The sequence below is a fragment of the Delftia sp. ZNC0008 genome (genome assembly GCF_000799035.1).
Lineage (GTDB): Bacteria > Pseudomonadota > Gammaproteobacteria > Burkholderiales > Burkholderiaceae_C > Comamonas > Comamonas tsuruhatensis.
This window is the reverse complement of record NZ_JTKZ01000087.1, coordinates 1-5318: the sequence shown is the minus strand read 5'-3', so window position 1 is coordinate 5318 and position 5318 is coordinate 1. Positions and strand designations below refer to the sequence as shown.

The following is a 5318-nucleotide window of genomic DNA, read 5'->3' as shown; positions in this document are numbered from 1 at the left end:
CCGCGTCTTGTCCTCGAAGCGGTGCAGCTCCAGCAGGGCGGTCAGTGCCTCCAGCAGCACGTTCTGGCGCGTGCCGTAGAGCACGCTGCCCTGGGCCGCCTCCTGCGATTCGGCCGAGCGGATGCCCGCGCCGATGGCTCCGCCATCGAGCAGGGCCATGCGCACTTCGGCATTGACGGCGGTGTACGACTCGCGGCCCCGGCGGAGCTTGGCATCGCCCGTGTTGGTGCCCACCTTGAAGGTGGGCCAGCGCGCGCCGCGCGCGGTGTTCACGTCATGCCCGGCCGATTCCAGCGCGGCGCGCGCCTTGCGCACGTCGGGGTATTCGTCGAGCAGGGCGTAGAGGGCATCGAGCAGGCGGCGCTGCCCGCTGTCGCTGGCCAGGGTGCCGGGCGTGAGCTGCTGGGCCAGGCGCAGGACCACGGCGTCGGGTACCGGGACGGATGCGGGTTCGGGTGAAGGTGCGTGAGCGTGAGCGGAGTCCGCCGTGACCGCCGCAGCCGTGGTGGCCAGGTCCGGTTCCTCGGCCGCCATGGGCGCGGCCTCAGCCTGCAGCGCCTGCAGGGCCGATACGCAGCAGGCAGCGGCCAGCAGCTGGCGCAGCCGGGCGTGCCAGCCTGTGGTGGGAGTGGACGGGCGGCCTTGCATCAGGGCTCCCGGAAGGCTTCGCTCTGGATGCGCAGCACGGGCCGCAGCAAGTACCAGATAAAGGGTTCGTGGCCCAGCAGCAGGTCGAGCTCGGCCTGCATGCCGGTGGTGATGCGGTTGTCGGTGCGGCCCACCCAGGGCTGCTCCAGGCTGGCCTGGATGCGGAAGTACGAGGGCGAGTCGGCCAGGTTGGGGTCGCGGTCGGCATCGGCAGCCACCAGGGTGACCTGGCCGGGCACCGAGCCGTAGCGCAGGAAATCGTAGGCCGAGATCTTCACCCGGGTGGGCTGGCCGGTGCGCACGTAGCCACGGTCGGCGGGGCTCAGGCGTGCTTCGACGATGACCTCGTCCTTGTCGGGCACGACTTCGAGGATGGGCTCGCCGGGCTTGACCACCCAGCCTGCACCCGAGCTGCGCAGTCCCTTGACGAAGCCGCTGGTGGGCGCCAGCACGGCGGTGCGCGTGCGCTGGGTCCGGGCGCGCACCAGGTCTTCGTTGAGGCTGGCCAGCTCGCGTTCGGTCTGGGCCAGTTCGTCGGAGGCGCGGCGGCGGAAGGCGCCCTGGGTCTCCTGCAGCTTGGCCTGGGCCTGCTCGATCTTGGCGCGGTTGCTGAACAGCGTCTGGCGCGATGCCGCCAGCTCGGCGCGGACCTGCTCCAGCGCCCGCTGCTTGTCCAGCACTTCCAGCTGGCCGATCAGCTGCTCGGCGGCGAGCTGCCCGGCAATGGAGGCTTCCTGCTGGTGCAGGCGCAGATTGGTCTCCAGCCCCTCAATGCGGGCCTGGACCTGGGCCACGTCGCCGCGCGCCTGCTGCAGCTGGGCCTGGGCCGCGGCAATGCTGCCCTGGTGTTCCAGCGCGCGGGCCGAGAAGGCGCCCAGCTCGGCCTGGACCACCTGCGGGTCCAGGTCGGCCGGGAAACTGGTGCGCTGCAGCGGCCTGCCCTGGCTTTCCGCGCCCAGCCGTACCTTGACCGCCTGGGCCGTGGCCATGCGCGCCGTGAGCTGTTCGAGGTTGAGGCTGTTGCCGCCCAGGTCGATCTCCAGCAGGGGCTGGCCCTGGGTCACGGCCTGGCCTTCGCGCACATGGACGGCGGTGACGATGCCGCCTTCCAGATGCTGCACGGTCTGCACGCGGTCGGAGGGGATGACCTGGCCGCTGGCCACCACCACGTTCTCCACGGGATAGAACAGGCCGGTGATCACCAGCGCGGTGACCGGGATGGCGAGCAGCCACTTGCCGCGCGCCAGGCCTGCCCAGCGCGATACGGGGGGCGTTGCGGGTGGCGTTGCGCCGGATGCATCCGCGCCGGCCCCGGCCGGCCCGGCCTCGAGCGGGCGGGATGGCTGGTGCGACTGGCGCAGCACCAGGGGCAGATCGTCGTAGCGGCCGGCTCTCATGAGGCAAGCTCCGGCGCGACGGCGGGCTGGTCGGGATGCGGGGCCTTGTCTGCGGGTGCGGGGGCCGCTGCGGGCACGGCGGCCTCGCGTGCCGTGCCGAACAGCTGGGGCAGCAGTTGCTGGGGCGAGCCATGGTCGATGCCGCCATCGCCGCGCACATGGTAGAGGTGCTGGGCCATGGAGGCCACGCGCAGCGAGTGCGTGACGACGATGACCGTGTGCTTGAGCGCAATCTGCCGCAGTGTCTGCAGCAGGGCGGTTTCGCTCTCGAAATCCAGGTCGTTGCTGGGCTCGTCCAGGATCAGCACGGAGGGGTTGCGCAGGAACAGCTGGGCCAGGGCCAGCTTGCGCAGCTCGCCCGCCGACAGGCCCGCGCCGCCTTCGCCCAGCACCGTCTGGTAGCCCTGGGGCAGGCGGCTGATGAAGCCATGCGCGCCCGAGATCTGGCAGGCGGTGACGATCTTGTGGTCGTCGGCATCGGGATTGACCATGCGCAGCCCGTCCACGATGGGGCCGCTGAACCAGTACACCTGCTGGGCCAGGCAGCCTATCCAGCGGCCCAGCTCGGCGCGCGGGAACTGGGCCATGTCGTATTCATCGATGAAGATGCGGCCCTGCGTGGGTTGGTAGAGCCCTGCCAGCAGCTTGGCCAGGGTGGACTTGCCGGCGCCGTTGCGCCCCACGATGGCGTGCAGCCCGCCGGGGCCGATCTCCAGCGAGGCCTGCTCCAGCGCCACATGGCCGCCCGGGTAATGGAAGCTGGCCTGGTCCAGGCGCAGCCGGCCCTGGGGACGCGGCAGGTCCACGGTCTCGGCCGTGATTTCGACGGGCTCCTCCAGCACGGACTGCAGGCGGCGTGCGGCCTCGTTGGCCTGGGCCAGCGAGCGCCAGTTGCTGGCCAGTTGCGAGATGGGGCCCAGCGCCTTGCCCGACAGCAGGTTCACGGCCATCAGGCTGCCGATGCTCATCCACTGCGCATTGATGGCAATGGCACCCACGGTGATCACCGCGATGGAGAACAGCGTCAGCAGCACGGTGCTGGCTTCGCGCGCGTTTTCCATCTCGCCGTTCTTGCCGAAGCTCTCGGCCAGCCAGCGGTCATAGCCGTTTTGCCAGTTCTGGCGCGCGGCGGCGTCGTAGCCCAGCACCTTCAGCGTGGCGCGGGCGTTGCAGACTTCGGCCGTGCCCCGGTCCAGCATGCGGGCCTGGGCGATTTCCTCCACGCGGCCGCTGCGCACCTCGTCGGCCCACCACCAGGCCAGCACGCCCATGATGAGCATGGCCACCAGGATCACCGGCAGCACGGGCCAGGCAATGATGCCGATGACCACCAGGGCCAGCAGGGCCATGGGCAGGTCCAGCAGCGAGGTCGCCAGGCCCCCGGACATGCCCGAGCGCATGGCGCTCACGTCGCGGAACAGCTGCAGCCACTGGCTGGAAGAGCGCTGCTCCAGCGCGGCCAGCGGGTGGCGCAGCATGGAATGCATCAGCGCCTGGGAGACATCGCGGTCGATCATGGCGCCGGCTTCGCGCAGGGCGCGGGCGCGCCGGCGGCGCAGCCACCATTCCAGGCCCAGGAAGCACAGCACGCCGGCCACCATGGCCGTGAGCGTGGCCGTGCCGCCGCGTGCAATGACGCGGTTGTAGACCTGCAGCAGGAAGATGGATGGCAACAGGCCCAGCACACTGATGGGCAGGGACAGCCACGCGGCACGGCGCAGCTGGTGAGCGGCCCGGTCGAAGGACTCGGCGATGGCAGTTGCAAAAGCCCCCACCGTCTCCGTTCCCGACGGCATCGCCGTGGCCTTGGCCAACTGGCGGGGAAGAAGGTATCGGATCATGTTCTGATGGGCTTAGTAAACGTCTTTACAAAATGTAAAGGCGCTCGTTTCCCAAATACTGTAGCGAGTTATATACAGTCCTCTATAAGTTTTATTCAATCAATAATGCATGTTCATTTGATTTTGATGTGGATCAAAGCGGATGGCGGGGCTGGACGCTATTAGGTGGGCCCCGTGTCCACTGAAACTGTCTCGTATGGCATCTGCGGCCAGGGCCAGATTGGTAGTGGCGCGGCCTGCCAACAAAACCGTGTCGCCTTTATGGGTTGTGCGAAGAAGTGAACAGATCAATTGATTGAGATCGTCATACCAATTGACGTGCAGAAGATCTGCCAGCGCCGCCGCCAGCTGCCGCAGCGGCTCGCCGTACAGCAGCACGCGCCGGGCCTGGGCCGCGCGCACCAGCGGCTCCAGCGCCAGCTGTGCAGTGTCCATGCTGACCTGGCCCGGCTGTATGCCGGCCAGCACGATCAGCCTGCGGCTGACATGGGGGGCGTGCTCCTGCAGCTGGGAAAAAGCAGCATGCATGGACAGTAAGTGGTTGCTCAGGCTGTGGTCCAGCAGGCAGATTCCACTGGGCAGCAGCTGCGGCTGGCCGGCGCCGATCAGCGGCCGCCAGTGCGCGAGCGAGGCCTGGACCTGTGCAGGCGCATAGCCCAGCGCATGCATGGCGGCCAGCGCGGCCTGAGCATTGCGGGCCATGTGGTGGCCATCCGATTGCAGGGAAATCCCGAGGCGCCGGTTGTCTATGCTTATTTGCAGATTTCCATTGTGAAACCCCATTTCACGGACCTGCGCATTGGAATGCGGACCGAAGGTGATGAGACGCATTCCCATGCGTTGGGCATTCTCAATAATGCACGGGTTTTCACCTATGTCTTGTTCGATCACCAATGCACTGCCTTTGTGCATATGCTGCATGGCTTCCACGACTTCCTGCAGCGCCTCGTATTTGCGGCAGGCGGACAGACCGGCCGGTCCGGACTGCTCGGAATCACCAGTACTTGGGATGTCATTAATTGAAAGATTAGTAATAACCAGAATGTCCGGATCAATCAGCGGCAGATCTCCACGCAGTGCCTGCAATGGCAGCTCCAGCAGGGCGCAGGGCGCTGCCTCGCTCCAGTTGATCATCTGCAGCGCCGTGCCCTGGGACAGCAGGGCGTCGCCCCGTGCATCGCCGCCGTCCTGCAGGCATTGGCGCAGCATGCCCAGGGTGGATGTCTTGCCCACGCAGCCGCTGACCGCGATCACGGGCGCCTGGATGCGGCGCCGGGCGGCCTGCGCCAGGCTGCGCAATCCTTCCTGTATGTCGGGCACATGCAGCACGGGCACGCCATGGTGCAGCAGGCCCTGCGGGCTGCTGCTGATCAGGGCCGAGGCCCGCAGCGTGGGCAGCGCGGCGGCCTGCACGCCCAGGGCCATGACGCGG

Annotated in this window: 4 protein-coding genes; all 4 read right to left on the bottom strand. The window is 68.0% G+C overall.

What is annotated here, in order from left to right:
• Nucleotides 1-648, bottom strand: a 648-nt coding sequence (locus L995_RS03150) for a TolC family protein (RefSeq protein ID WP_047469077.1), incomplete at its 3' end; no start/stop codon positions are given.
• Nucleotides 648-2045 (bottom strand): HlyD family type I secretion periplasmic adaptor subunit, encoded by a 1398-nt coding sequence (locus L995_RS03145; protein WP_016450682.1) that lies wholly within the window; start codon nucleotides 2043-2045, stop codon nucleotides 648-650. The genes L995_RS03145 and L995_RS03150, both read right to left, overlap by 1 nt.
• Nucleotides 2042-3886 (bottom strand): peptidase domain-containing ABC transporter, encoded by a 1845-nt coding sequence (locus L995_RS03140; RefSeq protein ID WP_047469076.1) that lies wholly within the window; start codon nucleotides 3884-3886, stop codon nucleotides 2042-2044. The genes L995_RS03145 and L995_RS03140 overlap by 4 nt, the downstream gene beginning before the upstream one ends.
• 99 nt (nucleotides 3887-3985) lie before the next feature.
• A complete protein-coding gene (locus L995_RS03135) occupies nucleotides 3986-5215 on the bottom strand; it encodes a hypothetical protein (protein WP_231574344.1) in 1230 nt (409 codons plus the stop codon).
• Nucleotides 5216-5318 lie beyond the last annotated feature (103 nt).

What these genes read in the sequence shown, in the direction of transcription:
- L995_RS03145 (WP_016450682.1), bottom strand. Translation starts at nt 2,045, where the DNA reads ATGAGAGCCGGCCGCTACGACGATCTGCCCCTGGTGCTGCGCCAGTCG.
- L995_RS03140 (WP_047469076.1), bottom strand. Translation starts at nt 3,886, where the DNA reads ATGATCCGATACCTTCTTCCCCGCCAGTTGGCCAAGGCCACGGCGATG.